General features: G+C 73.0%; 16 protein-coding genes, 2 tRNA genes and 1 pseudogene. 8 read left to right on the top strand and 11 right to left on the bottom strand.

Features of this window, described 5'->3' with window-relative positions:
* Positions 1–61: 61 nt before the first annotated feature.
* The gene (locus B1205_RS13640) at positions 62–706 is read right to left on the bottom strand and encodes a hypothetical protein (protein ID WP_254909929.1); all 645 of its coding nucleotides are present in this window, start codon (positions 704–706) and stop codon (positions 62–64) included.
* Positions 707–1,865: 1,159 nt separating this feature from the next.
* On the opposite strand from B1205_RS13640, the gene B1205_RS13635 reads away from it, so the two are divergent.
* A tRNA-Ser gene (locus B1205_RS13635) sits at positions 1,866–1,956 on the top strand.
* Between the two features lie 36 nt (positions 1,957–1,992).
* Positions 1,993–2,065 (top strand) — tRNA-Arg (locus B1205_RS13630).
* A gap of 251 nt (positions 2,066–2,316) precedes the next feature.
* Here the strand turns inward: B1205_RS13630 and B1205_RS13625 are convergent.
* Positions 2,317–2,733 carry a PIN domain nuclease gene (locus tag B1205_RS13625; protein WP_089155972.1) on the bottom strand — a complete coding sequence of 139 codons (417 nt, stop codon included), beginning with the start codon at positions 2,731–2,733 and terminating at the stop codon, positions 2,317–2,319.
* Positions 2,724–2,948 (bottom strand): type II toxin-antitoxin system VapB family antitoxin, encoded by a 225-nt coding sequence (gene vapB / locus B1205_RS13620; RefSeq protein ID WP_089155971.1) that lies wholly within the window; start codon positions 2,946–2,948, stop codon positions 2,724–2,726. The genes B1205_RS13625 and vapB overlap by 10 nt, the downstream gene beginning before the upstream one ends.
* A 460-nt stretch (positions 2,949–3,408) precedes the next feature.
* Here vapB and B1205_RS13615 point away from each other — a divergent pair, with 460 nt between their 5' ends.
* Complete coding sequence (locus B1205_RS13615; RefSeq protein WP_089155970.1) at positions 3,409–4,464, top strand: polysaccharide deacetylase family protein; 1,056 nt, start codon at positions 3,409–3,411, stop codon at positions 4,462–4,464.
* A 142-nt stretch (positions 4,465–4,606) separates the two neighbouring features.
* Here B1205_RS13615 and B1205_RS13610 read toward each other — a convergent pair whose 3' ends face one another.
* The 5 genes and pseudogenes from B1205_RS13610 to B1205_RS13595 all read right to left on the bottom strand — a co-directional run bounded on the left by B1205_RS13610 (position 4,607) and on the right by B1205_RS13595 (position 8,338).
* Positions 4,607–4,939 carry a hypothetical protein gene (locus B1205_RS13610; RefSeq protein WP_089155969.1) on the bottom strand — a complete coding sequence of 111 codons (333 nt, stop codon included), beginning with the start codon at positions 4,937–4,939 and terminating at the stop codon, positions 4,607–4,609.
* 127 nt (positions 4,940–5,066) lie between these two features.
* On the bottom strand, positions 5,067–5,156 hold the full coding sequence (locus B1205_RS33385) for a DUF7737 domain-containing protein (RefSeq protein ID WP_441338490.1): 90 nt from the start codon (positions 5,154–5,156) through the stop codon (positions 5,067–5,069).
* A gap of 65 nt (positions 5,157–5,221) precedes the next feature.
* Positions 5,222–6,355 (bottom strand): annotated as a pseudogene (locus B1205_RS33380) (DUF4132 domain-containing protein); the annotation flags it as partial.
* Positions 6,356–7,445: 1,090 nt separating this feature from the next.
* Positions 7,446–7,838, bottom strand: a complete 393-nt coding sequence (locus tag B1205_RS13600; protein WP_089155967.1) for a hypothetical protein — start codon at positions 7,836–7,838, stop codon at positions 7,446–7,448.
* 65 nt (positions 7,839–7,903) lie between these two features.
* Complete coding sequence (locus tag B1205_RS13595) at positions 7,904–8,338, bottom strand: hypothetical protein (RefSeq protein WP_140158037.1); 435 nt, start codon at positions 8,336–8,338, stop codon at positions 7,904–7,906.
* A 214-nt stretch (positions 8,339–8,552) separates the two neighbouring features.
* On the opposite strand from B1205_RS13595, the gene B1205_RS13590 reads away from it, so the two are divergent.
* Positions 8,553–10,223 carry a cellulose-binding protein gene (locus B1205_RS13590; RefSeq protein WP_254909928.1) on the top strand — a complete coding sequence of 557 codons (1,671 nt, stop codon included), beginning with the start codon at positions 8,553–8,555 and terminating at the stop codon, positions 10,221–10,223.
* A 95-nt stretch (positions 10,224–10,318) separates the two neighbouring features.
* On the opposite strand, the gene B1205_RS13585 is transcribed toward B1205_RS13590, so the two are convergent.
* A complete protein-coding gene (locus B1205_RS13585; RefSeq protein WP_089155964.1) occupies positions 10,319–10,852 on the bottom strand; it encodes a hypothetical protein in 534 nt (177 codons plus the stop codon).
* A gap of 424 nt (positions 10,853–11,276) precedes the next feature.
* Here B1205_RS13585 and B1205_RS13580 point away from each other — a divergent pair, with 424 nt between their 5' ends.
* On the top strand, positions 11,277–12,113 hold the full coding sequence (locus B1205_RS13580; protein WP_089155963.1) for an SDR family NAD(P)-dependent oxidoreductase: 837 nt from the start codon (positions 11,277–11,279) through the stop codon (positions 12,111–12,113).
* On the opposite strand, the gene B1205_RS13575 is transcribed toward B1205_RS13580, so the two are convergent.
* Positions 12,025–12,891, bottom strand: a complete 867-nt coding sequence (locus B1205_RS13575) for an AfsR/SARP family transcriptional regulator (protein WP_140158036.1) — start codon at positions 12,889–12,891, stop codon at positions 12,025–12,027. The genes B1205_RS13580 and B1205_RS13575 overlap by 89 nt on opposite strands.
* Positions 12,892–13,069: 178 nt before the next feature.
* Here B1205_RS13575 and B1205_RS13570 point away from each other — a divergent pair, with 178 nt between their 5' ends.
* Positions 13,070–16,414: a BTAD domain-containing putative transcriptional regulator gene (locus tag B1205_RS13570; RefSeq protein WP_089155961.1), complete on the top strand. Its 3,345-nt coding sequence runs from the start codon at positions 13,070–13,072 to the stop codon at positions 16,412–16,414.
* 26 nt (positions 16,415–16,440) lie between these two features.
* On the opposite strand, the gene B1205_RS13565 is transcribed toward B1205_RS13570, so the two are convergent.
* On the bottom strand, positions 16,441–17,127 hold the full coding sequence (locus tag B1205_RS13565; protein WP_089155960.1) for a hemerythrin domain-containing protein: 687 nt from the start codon (positions 17,125–17,127) through the stop codon (positions 16,441–16,443).
* Between the two features lie 338 nt (positions 17,128–17,465).
* On the opposite strand from B1205_RS13565, the gene B1205_RS13560 reads away from it, so the two are divergent.
* Together B1205_RS13560 and B1205_RS13555 are read left to right on the top strand one after the other, a co-directional pair.
* Positions 17,466–19,541, top strand: a complete 2,076-nt coding sequence (locus tag B1205_RS13560; RefSeq protein ID WP_254909927.1) for a glycoside hydrolase family 44 protein — start codon at positions 17,466–17,468, stop codon at positions 19,539–19,541.
* A 390-nt stretch (positions 19,542–19,931) separates the two neighbouring features.
* The coding region (locus B1205_RS13555; protein ID WP_176308585.1) for a non-reducing end alpha-L-arabinofuranosidase family hydrolase at positions 19,932–20,689 on the top strand (758 nt) is incomplete at its 3' end.

Below are 20,689 nucleotides of genomic sequence, written 5' to 3'. Positions count from 1 at the left end.
TTCGGCGAAACGGCGGTGTCGCGGCCTGCCGGACCCCGCCGCTTCGCCGAACCGGTGTCGATCAGGAGCGGTACCGGGCCACCGCCCGCGCGGCGACCCGCTCGGCGGCGGCCGTTCCGCCGGCCACGGCCGCCACCGCCGCCGCGCCGGGCAGCAGCCGCGCGACCAGCCGTAACCCGAGCCAGCCACCCACCGGCGCGGCCAGCCGTCGGGCCACCTCCGCCGCCCGTCCCCACGACTCCTCCGCCGGACCGTCGGCCGACGCCGCCAGCGCCGCGCGGGCGGCACCCTCGTCCGGATGCACGAGCGTCAGCACCAGCAGCTCGGCGGCCCGGTCCGGATGCGCCGGATCCCGCCCGTAGGCGGCGGCCACATGCAGCACCAGGTTCGCCTGGGCCCAGAGCACCGAGGCCAGCTCCGCCGCCGGCGCGAACAGCCCCGCCCCCGCCGCCAGCGCCCCGCCCGTACCGGCCAGCCGGACGAACCGCCGGGCCGCCAGCCGGGCCACCCCGTCGGCGTCCGCCGCCGGGTAGGCCCGCCGCACCTGCTCCACCCACTCCCGCGCCCTCGGCCCGAGCGCGTCCACCGCGGCCAGGGCCAGCAGCTCCGGCGCGTACCCGGGCCGGTCGCGCAGGCGCGGCCAGACCACCGGGGTACGCGCAGCGGGCGCGACCGGCGTCGCCGAGGGCTCGACGTCGGTGGTCACGGGTTCGGCGTCGACGGGCGTGGCGTCGACGGGCCCCGCGACCGGCGTAGGTGCCGGCGGTTCGGCGCGGAACGACGTGGCGGTGGGGGGCGTGGCGTCGACCGGTGCCTGCGGGTGGGTTCGCTTCGCGGCGCTGGTTCTCGCCGCCGGGGCGGATCGGGTCGTCCGGCGGGCGCGCGTGGCACGCGGAACGGTGCCCGTCACCTCCGCCGTGGCCAGCTCGACGCCGTCCGGCTCCGGGGCTCCCGAGGACGTGGTCGCTCCGGTCGGTGCGGTGAACTCGGGCGCGGCGGGCGTCGCCGGGGCCGTGGCCGTGGCCGTCGGCTTACCCGCCCCGGCTGCGGCGGCCTTCTTCGTGGCCTTCTTTCCCGTCGGGGCTCGGCGGGCCCGCTTCGGAGCCGCCTCCTCGGCCGGGTTGCCCGAAGCGCCAGGAGTCACCGGAGCGGCGGGCGAGATCTGGCCGGGTGACGATCCCTCGGCCACCGGCGACGATTCGTCAGGCCCCGTGTCGGTCGGCGCGGCCCGGTCGCCGGTTCCCGCTGCGCCCACCGGGGCGTCGGCGGGCGTACCCGGGTCGGAGTGCGAGGTCCCGGAGCGTCGTCGGGGTCCCGCCGCCCGGCCCGGGACGGCTTTCGGCGCGGCTGGTGGGGTGTCGATCGGCGGGCCCGGGTCGGCTCCCGGCGCGGCGGGTGGCGGGTCGTCCGGCGTGTTCGACTCGGTGGGTTCCGGCCTGGCCGGTGGTGCGTCGTTCGGCGTACCCCGGTCGGTGAGGGCTGGCGCCGGGTCGGTCGTGGGTGGCTCGACCGCCGGGCGCGGAAGCGGTGCCGGCGCGTCGGCGGTCGGTGCCGGCGGCTGGAAGACGACGGTGGGTGCGGCTCGGCGCGGCCGCCGGGGCGGAGGTGTGTCCCGCGTCGCCTCGGTCGGCGCCGGCTCCGGCGCTGGTGGCGGGCTGAAGGTCGGTCGGGGGGAGCGGCTCCGCCGAGTCTTCGCGGCGGGCTCGCGGCGGGGCGGATCGCTCGGCGGTTGCTCCTGCATATCGAAGCAGCGTAGCCGTGGACGTGACCTGGCACACGGCGAGAACCAGGCGGTACGGGAAGTCGCTTTGCCCCGGGCGGGTACGGGCCTGTATCCTCGGGCGCGGTGACCTCCGGGTCGCCAGGGAGACTTCGCCTAGTCTGGTCTATGGCGCCGCACTGCTAATGCGGTTGGGGTCTTAAAGCCCCTCCCGGGTTCGAATCCCGGAGTCTCCGCGCAAAAGCCGGGTGTGTAGACTGGCCGAGCACTGAGCGCCCGTAGCTCAATGGATAGAGCATCTGACTACGGATCAGAAGGTTAGGGGTTCGAGTCCCTTCGGGCGCACAAGATCATGAGGGGTCTGAACTGCGGAAACGCGGCTCAGGCCCTTCGTGTTGTCTGGCCTGCGTGGACGGGTGGGTGTCACAGGGGTTCGATGTGGGTGCAGCCCCGGAAGTGACCTTCTCACGGTCTGTCGGGACGTGACCTGCGGCTTTGCGGCCGGCTTGCGCTTCGTCGGCGCCGGGGTGCCGGCTTTGGTGCCGCGGTCGGGCCGGTCCTTGCGGGCGGTGGCCTTGATCCTCTGCGGCTGCGGCTTAACTGGAGAGGGTTTCGATCGGCTGGCCGGTGAGCGCGGCGATGAGGTCGAAGTCTTTGTCGACGGCCAGGACGGTCAGCCCAATCTTTTCGGCGGTGGCAGCGATCAGTAGGTCGGGGATTGACGGGGCACGGTGTTGGCCGCGATCGGCGAGCAGCATCTGCACTTCCAGCGCCCGGTCCTCGATGGCTGGTGTGAGGTGTTCGACCGGCATCAGTGACAGCGGTGGGGCGGCGAACTGCCGCCGCCCCGCTTCTCCGGAGCGCGTCGAGTAGCCGAGTTCGAGCCGCGTGATGGTGGAGAGCCGGACGAGCCCTCGACTGATGCGCGCGCTCCACTCGTCACGGTGCGCCGTCTGGCCGAGTTGGAGGCGTACGTACGCGGACTTGTCGATCAGCCAGTTCGTCACCGCCACGCGGCATCCATCACCGCAGGGTCGGCGAGGTCGGCGAAGGTCTCTGCGGACCGTTGCCAGTCCTCGGCAGTGACGGTCCGGTCGCCGACGGGGCTGATGTTCTCCTCGAACTTGCGACGTAGGTACTCGTTTCGGGACAGCCCGAGGCTGGCGGCTGCGGCGTCGATGCGGTTCACGGCTTCTTCACTGAGATCGCGGACGAGGATGTTGGGCATGTAGCACCTCCCCTTGGCGGGTGCTATCACGATATCACGCTGGTGGTGGCGTGCACGCGGATCCGGAGTTGGTTGCCGCCCATGCCCCACTGCTTCGTCGGGCAAATCGCCGACGGCAGCGCCTACCTCGACGACCCGACAGTCGTGACTCCGACCGCCGGACGCAGCTTCGACCCCGGGCGGAGTGTGGCGGTCCGTGGCGCGAAGGGACTGCTGCAATCACCCGGAGCTTCATCGCCACCGCCATGGGCCCGGCGATGGTTCACCCGTGAGGACGTCGGGCGTGTCAACACCACCGAGCGCGCGCGTGGCGGCCAGGGCGATCTGTTCCGGAAAACTTCCGGAAAGTTGTTGACGTGTTTGAAACGCCGCTGCGATACTCCGATCGCGCTGACATCAATTTCTGTCGATTGACGTCCTGCGTCGTCCAGGTGTCACCCGTCCCAAGGAGGACCTGCGCATGTACGCCACCATCGGCGGCTTCCGCCGCCCGTCCGTCCCCCGAACACCCCGTCTCACCGTCCGGTTGGCCGTGCTCGCCTCCACCGTGGCGCTGAGTGCCGCCGGTCTCGCGGTCGCCGCCACTCCGTCCAGCGCCGCCGCCTGCAACGGGTACGTCGGCCTCACCTTCGATGACGGACCGACCGGCAGCACCGGCGCACTGCTGTCCGTGCTGCGCGCGAACAACGTACGGGCGACCATGTTCAACGTCGGGCAGAACGTGCAGAGCAACCAGTCCGCCGCGCGGGCCCAGGTCGACGCCGGCATGTGGGTGGGCAACCACAGTTGGAACCACGCGCACATGACCTCGATGAGCCAGAGCCAGATGCAGTCGGACCTGTCCCAGACCAACTCGGCGATCCAGTCGGCGACCGGCGTCCGGCCGCAGTTGTTCCGCCCGCCCTACGGGGAGACCAACTCGACTCTCCAGTCGGTCGCCACGTCGCTCGGCCTGCGCCAGGTGATCTGGGACGTCGACTCCCAGGACTGGAACGGCGCCAGCGTCAGCCAGATCGTCTCCAACGCCAGCCGCCTCCAGGACGGCCAGGTGATCCTGATGCACGACGGCATTCAGAACACCCGCGACGCGATTCCGCAGATCGTGGCCAACCTGACCAGCCGCAACCTCTGTCCGGGCATGATCTCACCGAGCACCGGCCGGGCGGTGGCCCCGGACGGCACTCCGCCGCCGANGACCACCCCGCCGCCGACCGGCACGCCAACCACTCCACCTCCCACCGGCGGGTGTACGGCGACGGCGACGACCCCCAACGTCTGGGGTGACCGGTACAACACCTCGGTGACGGTTCAGGGAGCCAGCAACTGGACCGTGGTCGTGGCGGTGACCGCGCCGCAGCGGATCGTCACCACCTGGAACGGCTCCCCCAGTTGGGACAGCACCGGTTACGTGATGACGATGCGGTCCAACGGCAGCGGCAACACCTTCGGCTTCACCACGATGATGAACGGCAACAGCGGCGCCAGGGCCCAGATCCGCTCCTGCACCACGGGCTGATCCTGAAGGCCCGCCCAGGCCACCGAAAGCGGCTCAGGTGGGTGCCCCTACGGTGAACTCCACCTGCTGTGGACCGTAGGGGCGCCCCGGCCGAGGCTGAACTCTGCTCGACCGGGCTTCCCACAAATGGCGGGCGGTGCGCTCAGACGCCCCGGTCGCAGATTTCGTTGTCGACGTATCGCAGACCGGTGACGACGTTGATGACGGGCACCCACTCCTGCGACGGGGTGGAGCCGTTGTGGGTGATCGGCTTCCATTTCACGTTGTCCGGCGTGGTGATGCCGGTGCCCCACAGCGAGAAGGTGTTCCCGGTGCTCATCGTGTAGAGCGGCGTGCTGGAGAACCCGGGCGCGCTGCGAACCGCCTGGCCGTTACCGGTCGCGGTGACGACGACCTCGCAGATGCGCGGCGGCACCGCGGTCGACGCCGATGCCGGGGCGGGGGTCAGTGCGCCGGCCGCGACGGCCGCCGTCACGGTGGCGATGCCGAACGACCGGTGCAGAAGTGATCGATAGTTAGACATACATCGATGCTATCGCGGGCCGGTGCGCCCCGGTGCGAACGGTCGCGCGTCTGACAGTCGGGCAGCCACGTCTGGTCGGTCATCGGGCGAACTGCCGCAACACCGTGGGATCGGTGATCCGGTCGTCGGCGGCGAGCATGACCGCTTTCGACAGGATCGTCGACAGCATGACGTCGTCCTCGAACGGCAGGTGCAGCCGTCCGGTGCCGCCGCGTGCGGGNGGATGCGATAGCCGCGCAGGTTCCCGCGTACGCGCAGGTACCGGTCCGCGAGGGTGACCCGGTCGGCGATGGCCATGCGGGGAAGCAGCCGGGCCAGGGCATCCCGGCGTACCTCCGCCGACGGGGTCAGCGGCCCGACGGCGGTGCGGTGCCAGTAGTCCCGGAACCGGTCCTCGCCACGGTCGGCCCACTGCGGGTCGGTGGCGATCGAGGTGACGCCGACGAACAGGTCGACGTCCCGCATCGCCTCGGTGAACACCAGCGGCGGCACGTCCGTGACCGGTACGGGTTGCCAGGTCGCGCCCTCGGACCGGGCGAAGCGCACCTGGTCGGTGGAGCAGTGGTGGACGTCGTAGTCGCGCTGATCCTCCGGGTCGACGAGTTGGTGGTGGAAGGACGCCCGCCAGTCACCACCGCCGAAGACCTTCGTGGCCTCGCTGTCGTACCCGCCGTCCCATGTGCCGAGGTAGCCGGCCTGCCAGCCGCGGCCACGCATCAGCGCGTTGGCTTGGCGGTAGCGCAGGATGTGCGCGGCGAACCGGTTGGAGTAGGTCCTCGTCTGCTCCTCGGCCGGCGTGAGCAGGTAGACCTCCCGGAAGACCTGCTTGAACGGTTGCGCCAGGCCGACGGCGAGCACCCGCTCACGCCAGGCGAGGGTCTCGTGCACGCGGGCGCGGACGGGGTGCCACAGCCGGACCCGGTCGCCGCGGGCCGGTCGCCCGTCGAGGCCGGCGACCACCCACCCGTCGCCGTCGGCGCGGGGCAGGCCCGCCGACCAGTGCAGCCCGTCGGCGCTGGTCTCCCAGAGCAGCCGCCGCCCGTACGTCCCGGTGATCGGGTGGTCCAGGAAGCGTGACACCCAGTCCGGGTACGCCCAGATGCGCTCCTCGGACAGCAGTGCCTCCACCCGCTGGCGCTCGGCGGTCAGGGTCGCGTTGACGCCCTTCACCAGCTCGCGTAACTGCCTCAGCTCGTCGGCGTGCGTCTCCTTGAGCGCGGCCGGGACGGCCTTGAGCCCGGTGCCGCCGCGAGCGAAGGTCAGGCGTGCCTTCTCGCCCACGATCCGCACCGTCGCCTCGTACGGGCCGACCTGGGTTTGTCGGGCACCGGCGGGGTCGAGCCCGTGGTCGTCGACGGCGAGTTCCATCACCTCGCTGAGTGACCAGCCCCGCAGGGCGCCGAGGCGGGCCAGCGCGGTCTGCACCCGACCGCGCACCGCCTTGTTCCTCACGGTCACCGCGAGCCGGGCCAGCGTCCGCACCGGCACCTCACCGTCGCGCCCCGCGAGCAACTGCACGGCCGCGATCGCGGTGCGCTGGGCGTGGGGGAAACCGGCCGCCTGGCGGGGTGCGGCCGAAGCGGCGGCGCAGACCCCGGCCAACAGATCCGTCGCGGCCTCGTCCGACTGCCGCGACAGCGCCCACACCAGGCCACGCAGCAGGCGGTCCGAGTCGTCGTGCACGGAATCCCGATGGTCGACGAACGCCTCCAGGATCGCGCGGACCGCTCGCACCCCGTCCGTCGCGGTGGCGAGGTGCCCGTCGAGGACGCGCGCCCACTTCGCCGGTGCCGCGGGCTTGTCGAGCGAGGCGCAGTGCGCCAGCAACTCGGGCACGCCCGGCGCGGCGAGGACGTCACCCAGGCCGGCGCGGACGAGCGGACCGAACTCGTCGCCGTGGTGCAGCAGCCAGGACGGCACGCGGCGACCGGTGGCGCGGTCGAGCGCCTCCCCGATCAGCGTGACGACCCGACGTCGGGGCCCTGCCGCCGGGACGTGGCTGGCGGCGAGATCGTCGAACAGGGCCGAGAGCGCCGGCCCGAGATCCGCCAGGTCGGCGGCGGTCAATTGGGTGGCGATCGTCGCCGGCAGCTCCAGGCGGGCGTCGAGGTCGTAGCCGTGCCCCTGTCCGACGGCCTCCAGACACCACAGGAGCTCCGCCCGGGTCCAGTCGTGCTCGCCGTCGGCCAGACTCCGCACGACGTCGTTCAGCGCGTACGGCATCGAGCTGGCCGCCACCTCCAGGTGCACGGCGAGCGCGGCACGGCGGCGAAGCTCGGCTGGCCACGACCCGGTGACGGCCCATTCCGGCGTGTGGGTCAGCGACGACGTCCAGTGGTAGGTGGTCGCCCGCCCGAGCAGCGGCCGGATCCGGGCATCGGCTTCGGCGACCCCGGTCTCCATCTGCCGGCGGTCCGCCGCGCTCAGCGGGGGAAGCAGGCGCGTCCAGTTGCCCACGTCAGCCACCCACCAGGGGGACGAGCCGCACGAAGGCCACCTCGGGATCGGTGCGCAGGTCGATCTCCTCGTCCAGGTCCTCGACCTGGCGGTCGTTCACCAGCAGCACGAAACCGTTACGGGCGAAGGCGGCGCACGCCGCGTCCGCCTGACGCTCCCAGTCCAGCCGCCGGCCCCGAGCGACCCGGTAGCCGTTGAGCGCCGCCTCCGCGTCGGTCGGCCGCACCAGACCCCGGAAGACCTCGGCCCGCTCGGCGTTGAACCGCGCGACCTCCTCGCGTACGCGCAACCGGACCAGCTCCCGCGCGGAGATCCGCTCCGGCAGCCCGCTCAACGGCCACTGGTCGATGGCCCTGCCCGTCGCTGTCTCGTCCCGAACCGTCACCGTGGCCATCGCGCCGTGCTCCTTGCCTTGAGGTGAGCGGGATCATGGCACGACGGTCCGACGGAATCCCTCGGTCAGCCGCCCGGGCAGCGGGTGTCACCGCCACTGTGTTCCACGCAGTGCCCCGGCGGGCCGGGCGTCGTCGCCGGCGGCGCCGGGTCGAGGTCCCGGCCGGCGAGCACGGCGAACGGTACGGCGGGAACGGCGATCACGACGGTCAGCACCAGGAAGACGACGGCGGTGCGGACCAGCCGCAGCCGGTACGCGACGAGCGCGATGACGGCCGGTCCGACGGCCGCCACCAGCGCGGCGACCAGCAGGGCGAGGCTTGCCCGGCGTTTCAGGTCCGCGAGTTCGCCGGGCTGGTCGCCGTAGCTGGCGTTCCACTGCTCCAGCCCGATGCCCACCCACCACACCGCCGCCGCGATCAGCCCGCAGACCCAGACCAGGACCAGGAGTCCCACCACCGGGCCGCCCCGCCGGCCCGCGCCGACCGTCTCGGATGTCATGGGCTCCAGCGTGGACGGGTCGGCCCGGCCGGGCATGAGTCGGGGTACTCAGGCCGTGGGAGCGGGTAACGCCGTAGTGGGCCTTGGGCGTATGCAACAAACCTGCACGTCTTTGCTCTTGCCTCGTCAGTAAGCGCTTTCTTAGCCTGTTGTTTCATCGATGTTTCGAGTGCGCACGCGAAGCCACAAGTGGTCTACTCCTGAGGAGTCGTCAGTGAGAACCGGAGTGCGACGCAAGCTTCTTGCCGTGGGTGCCGCCGTGATCGCCGCATCGGCGGTCGCCGCGGCGGCGCCGATGACCCAGGCATCGGGCGCCTTTTCCAATGCATTGATCAACGCAAATGCAACGAATCTCAGCATCGGGGCCGGCGCCGACGGTTCCAGCAAGGCCGATGGCACCAGCTACGGCAGCGCGATCGACGGCGACCTGGGCACCTACTGGTCGCCGGCCGGTTCGACCGGCCGCATCTCGGTCAAATGGGGTTCCGCCACCACGGTGGCCTCGATCAACATCCGGGAGGCGGCCGGCGCGGTCGGGGCCGTGGGCTCCTGGCGGGTGGTCAACAACGACACCGGCGCCACGCTGGCCAGCGGCACCGGTGCGGGCGTGATCACCTTCGCCGCCGCCACCCTGCGCAAGATCAATTTCGAGATCACCAGCTCGACCGGCACGCCGAGGATCGCCGAGTTCGAGACGTACGCCTCGGGTGCGACCACCCCGCCACCGGCGACCACGCCGCCGCCCACGACCGGGCCGACCACGCCGCCGCCGACCACGCCCCCACCGACCACGCCCCCGCCCTCGGGCACCACGCTGTACGTGGCGCCGACCGGCACCGACGGCGCGGCCGGCACCCAGGCGAACCCGACCACGCTCGCCTCCGCGATCACCCGGATCGCCGCCGGCGGGACGATCTACCTGCGCGGCGGCACCTACCGCTACTCGCAGACCATCACCATCGGCCAGGGCAACAACGGCACGTCGAGCGCCCGCAAGAACATCTTCGCCTACCCGGGCGAGACCCCGATCCTGAACTTCGCGGCGCAGAGCGAGGCCCCGGCGAACCGTGGCCTCCAGCTCGGCGGGTCCTACTGGCACATCCGCGGCATCGTCGTCGAGCGGGCCGGTGACAACGGCATCCTGCTCGCCGGCAACAACAACATCGTCGAGCGCGTGGTGACCCGCCACAACCGGGACTCGGGGCTCCAGCTCTCGCGGCTGGTGGCCGACGCGCCCCGCGACCAGTGGCCCGCCAACAACCTGATCGTGAGCACCGAGTCACACGACAACGTCGACTCCGACGGTGAGGACGCCGACGGGTTCGCCCCGAAGCTCACCGTGGGCGCCGGCAACGTCTTCCGCTACACCGTGTCCCACAACAACATCGACGACGGCTACGACCTCTACACCAAGAGCGACACCGGGCCCATCGGCGCGGTGACCATCGAGTCGTCCCTCGCCTACGACAACGGCACCCTGAGCAACGGCGGTCAGGCCGGGAACGGCGACCGCAACGGCTTCAAGCTCGGCGGCGAGGACATCGGGGTGAACCACGTCGTCCGGGGCAACATCGCCTACCACAACGGCCAACACGGGTTCACCTACAACCGCAACGTCGGCGCGATGACGGTGTCGAACAACGCCAGCATCCGCAACACCGAGCGGAACTTCAACTTCGACGGCGGCTCGTCGGTGTTCCGGAACAACACCTCGTGCGACAGCGGCGCGAACGACCGGATCGTCGGCAACTCCGACAGCTCCAACCAGTTCTGGTCCGGGTCGAACGGCTCCCGGTGCTCCGCGTACTCCGGTGCCCTGGGCTGGTCCTTCGCGTCCGACGGACGCCTCGTCGTGACCTTCGGCGGCAGGGTGGTCACGCCGTAGCCGAGGGGGCGACGCCGGCGTCACCACGGCGGTGACGCCGGCGTCCCGCGGCCCTCCGACGGCGNCGGTTGCGGCACCGATCCGGCGGGACGTGGTCAGCGGGTGGAGACGCCGCCGGTGCGCGCGGCCGAGGTCAGGCCCGCCTCGTTCGACACCACGACGACGTGCACGAACGCCTGGGGCATGTGGGTGAAGTGCCAGGTGCGCCGGCCGGTGTCGGGGGTGCCGTAGATCATCGCCCGGGCGACGCCGACCTCGGTGGTCGGGATCGGCGCACCCCAGGTCGGCTGCGGGATCGGCAGCGACGGCCCGCCGGGCGGCGTGGTCGGCAGGCCGGGGTCGGTCGGGGTGTCGTCCGGAGTGGTCTGCAACCAGCTCAGGTCGATCCGGTAGTTGTCCTCCCGCAGGGAGTTGTCGGTGAAGGTGACGTCCAGGGTGCGCTTGCCCGACTCGTAGCCGGCGACCAGCGTCAGCCCGCTGGGCGCCGTCGGCTCGATCCGGTACTGCGGGCAGGACAGCGGGGCGACCTCGGGCACCGGCTGGGTGCCGTCGGGCACGTTGTTCGCCGTGACACAGAACTTGTGCACCCCGACCACCGCCGAGCTCGGCACGGTGAAGTCGAAGCCCACGTAGGCGCCCCGNCCTGCACGGGGCCGCCGTTCGGGTCGCTGGCCCAGCCGGTGACCCGGACTGCGCCGCCGACGTACTGCCACGACTCCAGCCAGCCCATCGGATACTTGTCGCTGCCCACCGGCGGCGGTGGCGGCTCGTACGGGCTGTCGTCGCAGGCCGGCGGCGGATTGGGTACGTCGCAGTAGGGCCGTGCGAGCGCGGTTCCGGCCGCGACCGCGAGCAGTCCGGCGGTGACGGTGAGCGCCATGCCGGTGGCGAGGAGTTTTCTCATGGGCACAGCAGAACAACCGCCACTTGGGCCCGACTTGGTGCGGTGACCCGTGGTCGCGTTAAGACGCCGCCAAGCGGACCGACGCCGATTCCCAATCGATTCCCAACCGGCGCGTCAGGGTGGGGCGGCACACCGACGGAAGGAACGGCATGGCCACCATTCTCGTGACCGGCTCGACGGACGGCATCGGCCGTCGAACCGCGGCCCACCTCATCGCCCGGGGGCACCGGGTGGTGCTGCACGCTCGCACCGAGGAGCGGGCGGCGGCCGTCCGGTCCGCGTTCCCGGCGGCGGCCGGCATCGCGATCGGCGACCTGGGCTCGATCGCGGAGACCACCGCGCTGGCCGGGTCGCTGGCCGCGTTCGGGCACCTCGACGCCGTGGTGCACAACGCCGGGATCGCCCGGCTGGACGCCCCGGCGCGGGAGCTGACCGGGGACGGGCTGGAGTCGACCTTCCAGGTCAACGTCCTGGCGCCGTACCTGCTGACGGCGTTGCTGCCCCAGCCGGAGCGCCTCGTGTTCGTGTCGTCGGCGATGGCCGCGGACGGTGTGCTCGACCTCGCCGACCTGCGGTACGACGTGCGCCCGTGGAACGGCGTCGAGGCGTACTCCAGCTCGAAGCTGTTGGACCTGATGCTCGCCGTGGCCGTCGCCCGACGCTGGCCCGCCACGATGAGCAACGCGATGGACCCCGGCTGGGTGCGTACGAAGATGGGCGGCGACGCCGCGCCGACGAGCCCCGACGACGCCGCGCGGATCCAGGTGCGGCTGGCCGTCGGCACCGACCCCGACGACCTGGTCAGCGGGCACTACGTCAGCGACCGCGACTGGCGGCCGTCCCCCGACCACCTCGACCCGGCCCGGCTGGACGACCTGCTCGCGCACTGCGCCGGGCTCACCGGCGTCGCACTGCCCGAGGAGAGCGCCGCCGCGCGATCCGGGGGGCACGCGCCCGCCGGGCAGCCGGTGCCGGCAGCGGGGTGAGGGTCTGGTCCAGGATGTCCCGGTGCAGCGCGGCGAGCCCCGGTCCGGGCTCGACACCGACGTCGTGCACCAGGCGGTTGCGCGCCTCGCGCAGCGCCGCCAGCGCGTCCCCCTGACGGCCCGCCCGGCACAACGCCTGCGCCAACAGCGCCCAGCCCCGCTCCCGCAGCGGGTGCTCGGTGAGGAACGCCCGGAGCTGCGGTACGGCCGTGTCGTGGGCGTCCAGCTCGACCAGGGCGGCCAGGCGGTGCTCGCGCGCGCCGGTCCGCAGCTCCCGCAGCCGGTGCGACTCCGCGACCGCGAACCCGTGGTTCGCGCAGTCGGCGTACGCCCGTCCCCGCCAGAGCGCGAGCGCCGCGTCGAACCGTTCCAGCGCGGCCCGGGCGTCGCCGGCGGCCAACAGGTTCCGCCCCTGGTCGGCCGCCGTGGCGAACCGGTCCGCGTCGAGCGTGCCCGGCGTCAGCCGCAGCGCGTAGCCGGCGTGGTCCCGCACGAGCACCCGACCGGGCCGACGCGGCGCCCGGTCGGGCTCCAGCGCCCGGCGCAGCACCGACAGGTAGCCCTGGGCGGTGACCCGGGCGCTCGGCGGCGGTCCGTCCGGCCACAGGCAGTCCACCACGGCGTCGATCGACACGAACCGGCCGTCGGCGACGACCAGCCGGCAGAGCACCGTACGCGGGGCCGGCCCGCCGACGGCGACGTCCCGCCCGTCGTGCCGCACCACGGTCGGACCGAGCACACCGAGGGTCAGGCCGTCGTGCTCGTCGAAGCCGGTCACCACTGGAGGTCCTTCCGCCGGTGTCCGCGGGCCGCGGACGAGAGGTGGCTCCATGAGGCCGAACGCGGGTTGGCGGACCCTTAACGGCGGCTTGGTGGGCCGACGGCGGTCCGACCGGCCGACCGGAAGCGTCGGAAAGTGGATCTCGGTTTCGGCGGCGGCTCACTAGGGTCGAGGAGTGACGGCGATCGGTGTGCTCGGCCCGCTGCGGGCGTGGCGCGACGGCATCTCGATCGACCTCGGGCCGCCGCGTCAGCGCGCGGTGCTGGCCCGGCTCGTCGCCGCAGGCGGCCACGTCGTGTCGGTCGACCAGCTCGTCGACGACCTCTGGTCGGGTGACCCGCCGCCGCGGGCCCAGGCCGCGCTCCAGGTGTACGTGTCGAACCTGCGCCGGGTGCTGGAGCCGGACCGGCCACCCCGCAGCCCCGCCCGGGTCCTCGTCACTGCCGCCCCGGGATATGCCCTGCGGCTGCCGACGTCCGAGGTGGACGCGTGGCGGTTCGAGGCGACGCTGCGTCGGGCGCGGCAGGCCGACCGGGGGCAGCCGCTGGCGGCGGTGACCGTGCTGGACGAGGCGTTGTCCTGTTGGGCCGGTGCCACCTCGTACCCCGAGTTCGCCGGCGAGTCGTGGGCCGACCGGGAGGGTGACCGGCTGGGCCGGCTGCGTCTGACCGCGGTCGAGCAACGCGCCAAGCTGCTGCTCGACCTGGACCGCGCCGACGAGGTGGTGGTCGACCTCGACCCGCACGTGCGGGAACACCCGCTGCGGGAACAGGCCGCGGCGCTGCTCGCGGTGGCGCTCTACCGGGTCGGCCGGCAGGCCGACGCGCTCGCGCTGCTGCGCGCGGTCCGCACCGCCCTGGCCGAGCAGTTGGGCATCGACCCCGGTCCCGAGCTGCGGAGCCTGGAGACGGACCTGCTGCGGCAGAGCCCCCGCCTCGGGCCGCTCGTCGCGACCGGGCTCGCCGGGGCGGCGGCGGTGGCCGAGCAGCCCGCACCCCGGGCCGTACCCGATCCGCCGGGCGTGGCGACGCCGCCGCTGGGCCGCGCGACGGAGCTGGCACGGATGCGGGCGGCGGCCGACCGGGCCGTCACCGCCGGCCTCGGCATCTGCTGGGTCGGCGCGGAGGCCGGGGCCGGAAAGTCGACGCTGGCCCGCCACCTGGCCGACGCCCTCGCCGCCGACGGCTGGACCACGGCCACCGGAACCTGCCCCGACGTGGCGGGCGCGCCTCCCGGCTGGGCGTGGTACGAGGTGGTCACGGCCGCCGGCGCGGTGGTCCCGCCGGACGACGCCGAGGCGCGCGGCCTGCGGCCGCTGCTGGACCACGGCAGCGCCACCACGCCGGCCGGGGCCGGCGAGTACGACGAGTTCCACCTGCGGCAGGCGCTGGGCAGCTACCTGTCCCGGCTGGCCGGCCGCGGCCCGCTGCTGCTCGTGGTCGAGGATCTCCACCGGGCCGACGGGGAGACGCTGCGCATCCTGCGTCACCTGGCCGCCACGCTCGCCGGGGCGCCGGTCCTGGTGGTGGCCACCTACCGTCCGGACGAGGTGACCGACGACCTCGTGGTGGCGCGGGCGACCCTCGCCGGCGTACCCGCGGTGGAGGTGGACCCCGGCGGCCTGGACGCCGCCGCCCTCGGCGAGCTGCTGCGGCGCCAGGGTCTCGACACCACCGACCCGGAGCTGCTGCGTACCGTGCGGGAGCGGTCCGAGGGCAATCCGCTGTTCGCAATCGAGCTGGCCAAGCTGATCGTCGCGGAGGGCCCGCAGGCGGCGCTCGACGGCATCCCGGCCGGGCTGCGCCACGTCCTGGCCCGGCGGGTGGCGCGGCTGCCGGCCACCGCCCGGACGGTGCTGCGGCACGCCGCCGTGATGGGCCCGGACGCGGAGGTGGACCTCCTGATCGCGGTGGACGGTGGGCCGGAGGAGCCGGTCCTCGACGGCCTGGAGGCGGGCGTGACGGCGGGCCTGCTCGTCGAGCCCGAGCCGGGCCGGGTCCGGTTCGCGCACGCCCTGATGCGGGACGCGCTCTACCACAGCGTGCCGCTGCTGCGGCGGACCCGGATGCACAGCCGCATCCTCACCGTGCTGCGGGAGCAGCGCGCCGAGGACGTGGCCGCCCTCGGGCGGCACGCGCTCGCCGCGCTCACCCCGGCCACCGCCGGTGACGCCATCGGCCACCTGGCCGCCGTGGCCCGCCGGGCCGCGGACCTGGGCGCGCCCCGGGAGGCCACCGTGTACTGGGCCGGCGCGCTGCGCGCCGCCGACCTCGCCCCGGCCACCCCCGCCGAGGTCCGCCTCGACCTGCTCTGCCGCCTCGCCACCGCGAGCGCGCTGGCCGGTGACGTGCTGACCGCCCGGGACGCCCGCACCCGGGCGGTACGGCTGGCCACCGAGATCGGCGAGCCGGACGCGCTCCACTCGGCGCTGACCTGCTTCGACGCGCCGGTGACCTGGACCATCCGGCCGGACCGCATGGTCGACGAGCCGCTGGTCCGGCTGCTGGAGCAGGAGCTGTCCCGGGTCGGCGACGACCGCCCCGCGCTGCGGTCCCGGTTGTTGAGCACGCTCGCCTTCGAGATCGAGGGCGCCGACCAGGAACGCGCCGACGTGGTCACCCGGGAGGGCCTGGCGCTGGCCCGCCGGCAGGACGACCCGGCCGTGCTGTGCCGGGCGCTGAACGCCCGCTACTTCGTCACCGTCGCCCCGGCGCACCGGGCCGAACTGCCCGGCGTCGGTCGGGAACTGCTGGCGGTCGCCGAGGCGGCGGGGCTCACCGCGTACCAGTGCGAGGCCCACCACATCCTCTACCAGGCCGCGCTCATGGAGGCCGACTTCGTCCGCGCCCGGCACCACGTCGACCGGGCGGTCGAGCAGGCCACCACCGGGCAGCTCGGCCTGATCCTGGCGGTGATGGGGTGGTTCACCGGCCTCTGCGCCCTCTTCGCCGGTGACCTCGACCGGGCGGCGCAGCGCTACGCCGAGATCAGCGCCCGGATGAGCCGGGTCGGCGGGCCCAACGCGGCGGCGATGGGCCTGATGGGCCGGTTCACCGTGTTGACCGCCGCCGGGCGGGGGCACGAAATGATCGACGACATCCGGCCGGTGCACGCGCGGCTGCCGGACGACACCCACGACGTCCTGGCCCACGCGCTGCTCGCCGCCGGCGACCACGAGGGGGCGCGGGCGGTCTGGCAGCCCTGGACCGAGATCCGGCCCGACTACCTCTGGTTGTACTGGATGACCCTGCGGGGACAGGTGGCCGCGCGGCTCGGCGACCGGTCGGTGGCGCAGCGCTGCTACCGGGAGCTGCTGCCCTGGTCCGGCCGCTTCGCCGGGCTGGAGTGCGGGTCGATCTCGCTCGGGCCGGTGGACCAGACCCTCGCCGAGCTGGCCGCCGCGCTGGGCGACCCGGCGGCCGCCGCCGCGCACCGGGAGGCCGGGCTGCGGTTGGCCCGTGCGGTCGGCGCCGCGCCGTGGGCCGACGGATCGGCGTACGTGCCGGCGGCGGTGCGCTGATCCCGCCCGCCACCGGCACCCGTTCGTCAGCCGCCGAAGACCGTCGCCTCGCGGCGGCGGAAACCGGGCCGCAGGGCGGCCAGCATCAGCCGCAGCACCGGACCGGCGACGGCCCGCAGCTCGGCCAGTTCCTCGGGCCGGGCGTACCGCTCGATCCGGGGCAGTTCGAAGCGGAGCGCACCGCCCTTGCGGACGGCCTGCTCCACGGTGTTCCAGTCGGCCACGCTGACGTACCGCCGGATCACCGGGAAGATCAACCGCTCCTCCTCCTCGATGTGCTCGTCGAGGAGGTCACGCAGCCGGGCGAGGCCCGCGGCGAGACGCCCGGCCACGGCCCGCGCCCGCCCGGACCCCTCGGCGCCGGGCGCGAACGCGGCGGCCAGGTCGTCCGCGCCACCGCGCACCTCGTCCAGCACCGGGTCGAGCGCCGCGTGGTCGTCGCTGAGTTCCCGCAGGTCGATCTCCGCGCCCGCCGAGCGCTCCAGGACCGGCCAGAGCACCTCGTCCTCCATCCGGTGGTGGTGGTGGATGCCGTCGCAGAGCAGCCGAAGGTACGTCCGCAGCGCCGTCGCGCGGCGGCGGTCGTACGTGATCTCGCCGTCGGCCATCCGGCTCAGCAGCTCGGCCAGCCGTCGGGTGTCGGACCGCATGGTGCGGTGGTTGATCCGGAAACCGATCAGGTTCGGCTCGGCGCGCGGGGTCGTGGTGGCCATGTCTCTCCTCCTGGTCTGGGGGTCCCTCAGATCCTCGGCGGCGACGCTTGGCGCGAACTTGGTGCCGGGTTGGCGGGGCTGATCCACCGGGGGCAGTGACACCTCCTCCCGGGACCGACTTGACGCGGCTCGGGAACCACGCCAGTCTTGGCACGCGCTCCCATCGTCGAGCTTCGATCCCCTAGGAAGGGAAAGCTCGTGCGTCCCACCACAGCACTGCTCCCGGTCGTGCTGGCCGCCACCCTCGGCGGCCTGGCGCTGCCGGCACCCGCCCAGGCCGCGGCCGGCCCGGCGCTGGCCGTNCCGACGAGGCCCTCGCCCGGGACCTGCGGCTGCCGGTGCACCGGTACGGCGGCAACGCCACCACCCGCTACAACTTCCGCAACGACACCACCAACCGGGCCTCGGACTGGTACTTCGAGAACATCCCGAACGACAACCCCGATCCGGCGAGCCTGCCGGACGGCTCGGAGAGCGACCGCTTCGTGCAGCGGAACAAGGCCACCGGCACCGACACCATCATGACCGTGCCGATGCTCGGCTGGATCGCCAAGGACCGGGCCAAGGCCTGCGGCTTCAGCGTCGCCAAGTACGGCCCGCAGGAGTCCACCGACCCGTGGGCGCCGGACTGCGGCAACGGGAAGAAGCCGGACGGCAGCCTGGTCACCGGCAACGACCCGACGGACACCAGCGTCGCGGCCGGCCCGGAGTACGTCACCGACTTCGTCACCCACCTGAAGGGGCGGTTCGGCGCCGCCGGTGCCGGCGGGGTCCGGTTCTACAACCTGGACAACGAGCCGGACCTGTGGCACGCCACCCACCGCGACGTCCGCCCGGCCGGCCTGGGCTACGACGAACTGCGCGACCGCACCTACGCGTACGCGGCGGCGATCAAGGCGGCCGACCCGGGGGCGAAGACGCTCGGCCCGGTCGGCTGGGGCCTGAACTCGATCTTCTACTCGGGACTGGACCAGGACACCTGCTCCCGTACCGGCTGCTGGTCGAACCCGCCGGACAAGGCCGCGCACGGCGGCCAGGACCTCGGCCCGTGGTACCTGGACCGGATGCGGGAGTACGAGCAGCAGCACGGCACCCGGATCCTCGACTACTTCGACGTCCACCTCTACCCGCAGCAGTCCGGTGTGAGCGGGTCGGACGCCGGCGACGCGACCACCCAGGCGCTGCGGCTGCGCTCGACCCGCCAGCTCTGGGACCCGACGTACACCGACGAGAGCTGGATCAACCAGCCGGTCCGCTTCATCCCCCGGATGCGGGAGCTGGCCGACCAGCACTACCCGGGCACGAAGATCGCGATGACCGAGTACAGCTGGGGCGGGTACGGGTCGCTCAACGGCGCGCTCGCCCAGGCGGACGTGCTCGGCATCTTCGGCCGGGAGGGGCTCGACCTGGCCAGCCTCTGGACCGCGCCGACGGCCGACCAACCGGTGGCCAACGCGTTCCGCATCTACCGCAACTACGACGGGTCCGGCGGCGCGTTCGGCGAGACCTCCGTCCGGGCGACCAGCGCCGACCAGGAGAAGCTGGCCGTGTACGCGGCCGAGCGCGCCGCCGACAAGGCGACGACCCTGGTCGTGGTGAACAAGAGCGGTACCGACCTGACCAGCCAGGTGGCGCTCACCGGTGTCACCGCGAGCAGCGCCGAGGTGTACCGCTACGGCGCGGCGAACCTGGGCGGGATCGTCCGGGAGGCCGACCAGCCGGTCACCGCCACCGGCTTCACCGCCACGTTCCCGGCCAACTCGATCACCCACCTGGTGCTGCCGCGCGGGGCCACGCCCGGCGACACCAAGGCGCCGACCGCCCCGGGCAAGCCGACCGCCGGCACGGTCACCGCCGACAGCGTGGCGCTGAGCTGGGCGCCGTCCACCGACGACACCGGCGTGACCGGGTACGACGTGCACCGCGTCGACGCCACCGGCACGGTGAAGGTGGGTAGCGCCACCGGCACCACGTACACGGTGACGGGGTTGAGCCCGGACACCGCGTACACCTTCGTGGTGACCGCCCGTGACGCGGCGGGCAACGTCTCGGCGGCCTCGCCGGGGCTGGCCGTGCGGACCGCGCCCGCCGCCCCGACCGGCGGCTGCACGGTCGGCTACTCGGCGAACAGTTGGCCGGGCGGCTTCACCGCGACCGTGACGATCAAGAACACCGGCACCACCGCGATCGACGGTTGGAAGCTGGCCTTCGACTTCCCGACCGCCGGGCAGAAGGTCGGGCAGGGCTGGTCGGCCACCTGGAAGCAGAGTGGAACCAGCGTCACCGCGGAGAGCCTGAGCTGGAACGGTCGGCTGGCCCCCGGCACGTCCACGAGCGTCGGCTTCAACGGCTCGTGGACCGGCACCAACCCGACGCCGACCGCGTTCACCCTGAACGGGCGGCGCTGCGGCTGACCGACACGCGATCCGGACGCGGATCGGGCCGGGGCGTCGTCGCGCCCCGGCCCGGTCCGACGTCGGCGTCTCATTTATGCGCTAACGTCGATGTTAGCGTCATCATTAGCGACGCCGGAGCCCGGCCCGCCCTCGTGGGCTGGGTGGGGCCCGCCCGGCACGGGATGCGGAGCGTTCGCGACGTGGTGTGGATCGCCGCCGGCCCAAGGTTCCGGAAATGTTACGACTTGACGAACGGCATGTTATCGCCCACATTCGATGGTCAAGGACGGCGCTGGCGCTCACCGGGCAAGCCTGCCTCGTCGGATGAGGGGACGGGTGCGCCGCGTGCTGTTAGCGCTAACACGGAACACGCGTGCTCGTGCATTTGTGGATCGTCGAAGGAGGAACATGTCAGCCCTTGGTAGGTCTGGATCGATCACCCCGTCGCGGCGACGGAGGTGGCTGCCGCGGGTCGTCGCGGCCGGAGTGTCGGCGGTGCTGGTCGGCGTCGGCGCCGTGGCGGTGACGTCGACCCCCGCCGCCGCGGCGACGGTCGACACGAGCGCGTGGTACGTCCTGGTCAACCGCAACAGCGGCAAGGCGCTGGACGTCTACAACCTGGCCACGACCGACGGCGCGCGGATCGTGCAGTGGACGCGGAACAACGGCAACCAGCAGCAGTGGCAGTTCGTGGACTCCGGCGGCGGCTACTACCGGTTGCGGTCGCGGCTGTCCGGCAAGGTGCTCGACGTCTACAACTTCTCCACCGCCAACGGCGCGAACGTCGTGCAGTGGAGCGACAGCAACGGGACCAACCAGCAGTTCCGCCTGGCGGACTCGGACAGCGGCTACGTCCGGTTCATCAACCGCAACAGCAACAAGGCGGTGGAGGTGCAGGGCGCCTCGACCGCCGACGGCGGCAGCATCGTGCAGTACGACGACTGGAACGGCAGCAACCAGCAGTGGCAGCTCGTCCGCGTCGACGGTGGAAGCAACCCCACCACGCCGCCGCCGTCCGGCACCTGCAACCTCCCCTCGTCGTATCGGTGGTCCTCGACCGGCGCGCTGGCCCAGCCGAAGTCGGGTTGGGCGTCGCTGAAGGACTTCACCGTCGCGCCGTACAACGGGCGGCACCTGGTGTACGCGACCACGCACGACTTCGGTCA

The sequence above is a fragment of the Micromonospora sp. NBS 11-29 genome, assembly GCF_002140155.1.
Classification (GTDB): domain Bacteria; phylum Actinomycetota; class Actinomycetes; order Mycobacteriales; family Micromonosporaceae; genus Micromonospora.
This window is presented reverse-complemented; position numbering and strand designations above follow the sequence as displayed.

Coding starts and splice junctions, on each gene's coding strand:
- vapB (WP_089155971.1), bottom strand. CDS start 2,948: ATGCCCAACATCCTCGTCCGCGATCTCAGTGAAGAAGCCGTGAACCGC.
- B1205_RS13565 (WP_089155960.1), bottom strand. CDS start 17,127: ATGGCCACCACGACCCCGCGCGCCGAGCCGAACCTGATCGGTTTCCGG.
- B1205_RS33385 (WP_441338490.1), bottom strand. CDS start 5,156: ATGCTGTCGACGATCCTGTCGAAAGCGGTCATGCTCGCCGCCGACGAC.
- B1205_RS13595 (WP_140158037.1), bottom strand. CDS start 8,338: ATGACATCCGAGACGGTCGGCGCGGGCCGGCGGGGCGGCCCGGTGGTG.
- B1205_RS13600 (WP_089155967.1), bottom strand. CDS start 7,838: ATGGCCACGGTGACGGTTCGGGACGAGACAGCGACGGGCAGGGCCATC.
- B1205_RS13580 (WP_089155963.1), top strand. CDS start 11,277: ATGGCCACCATTCTCGTGACCGGCTCGACGGACGGCATCGGCCGTCGA.